This is a genomic window from Burkholderia sp. HI2500 (genome assembly GCF_002223055.1).
Classification (GTDB): Bacteria; Pseudomonadota; Gammaproteobacteria; order Burkholderiales; family Burkholderiaceae; genus Burkholderia.
Map to the genome: position 1 here is coordinate 1 of NZ_NKFL01000012.1, position 1,372 is coordinate 1,372.

Below are 1,372 nucleotides of genomic sequence, written 5' to 3' on the forward strand. Positions count from 1 at the left end.
AAAATCTATGGTCAGCCCGATTTTTGCAAGCGAGGCAGTGTTGACCTAAAGTGGACTTGCTCGAATCTATCCGGGGTCGCGGATGGGAAAGATCCCGCCCCATGATGGGAGCCGCGCCGGGCAAACCTCAAAAAGCCCACAGCATTGAGGTGCTGTTTTTTGTGTCAGGTTACTTGCCCGGCCGTTGAGTCGTTTATGCCTTCACGTATCTCGCGTCGCAAAACCAGAGGTGACTACTGAAACTGAAGCCGTAAGCGATAGGAAGCGTCAGACTGAGGGAACAGCCTCGATGCTCCGGTAGTGTGTCCCTTTGGCGAGGATGGCCCAGGCGATCCTCGCCAGTTTGTTGGCCAGGGCACAGGCCACCACGTTCGAGTGTCGTCGCGCCAACAGGCTGCGAATCCAGACGCCCAATGCATCCGTGCGGTGCTCGATGCGCTGCATGACGGCCCGCGCACATTGCACCAGCAGCCGTCGCAGTTCCTTGTCGCCACGCTTGCTGATGCCCAGTAGCGTTGGTTTGCCGCCGGTGCTGTACTGCCGCGGCACCAGACCGACCGAAGCTGCAAACTGCCTTGCTGAGCCATATTGCTGAGCATCGCCCAACTCTGACATCAACACGCTGGCGGTCATCGGGCCAATGCCAGGAATCTCGAGCAGTCGTTCGCTGCGTTCATCCTCGTGTAGCTGGGTAAGCAACTCACGTTCGAGCTGGTGGATCTGCTCGTCCAGATACTTGAAGTGCGCCTGCAAACGTTCGAGCACGACCACCAGCCTCGGCGGCAACGATTCTGCCTCGAGCACGGCAGGCAGTCGCCGGATCACTGCCATGCCGCGCGGCAAGCTGATACCGAACTCCAACAGAAACGCATGAATCTGATTGATCGTGCCGGTGCGGTCACGCACCAGCCGCTCGCGCACACGGTGCAAGGCTGAAACGATCTGCTGGGCTTCGTTGTGCGGGCTCACGAAACGCATGCTCGAACGAGCGGCTGCTTCGCAGATCGCCTGGGCGTCCGCGAAATCGTTCTTGTTGCCTTGCCGGAACGGTTTGACGAATTGCGGAGAAATCAGCTTGGCCTCATGGCCCAGCGCTTGAAGTCGACGTGCGATCCAGTGAGCACCGGCGCAGGCCTCCATGACCACAATGCAACGCGGAAAATTGCCCAGCAGCGTGAACATCTGGCTACGCGTGAGCTTTTTACGGAACACCATCCTGCCTGACGCATCCTGTCCATGCAGGTGGAAGCAGTGCTTGCCGAGATCGATTCCGATCAGCGATACCGTGTCCATGATGGCCCTCCAGAAGGACAAAATCCTCACTCAGCGTAGTCCACTGAGTGAGGATCGGGCTGACCATCCTATTAAGCCC

1 protein-coding gene is annotated in these 1,372 nt (G+C 58.6%); it reads right to left on the bottom strand.

Annotated elements, in window-relative coordinates; translation table 11 throughout:
- Positions 1–267: 267 nt before the first annotated feature.
- Positions 268–1,293 carry an IS110 family transposase gene (locus CFB45_RS37995; protein ID WP_089425898.1) on the bottom strand — a complete coding sequence of 342 codons (1,026 nt, stop codon included), beginning with the start codon at positions 1,291–1,293 and terminating at the stop codon, positions 268–270.
- Between the last annotated feature and the right edge of the window lie 79 nt (positions 1,294–1,372).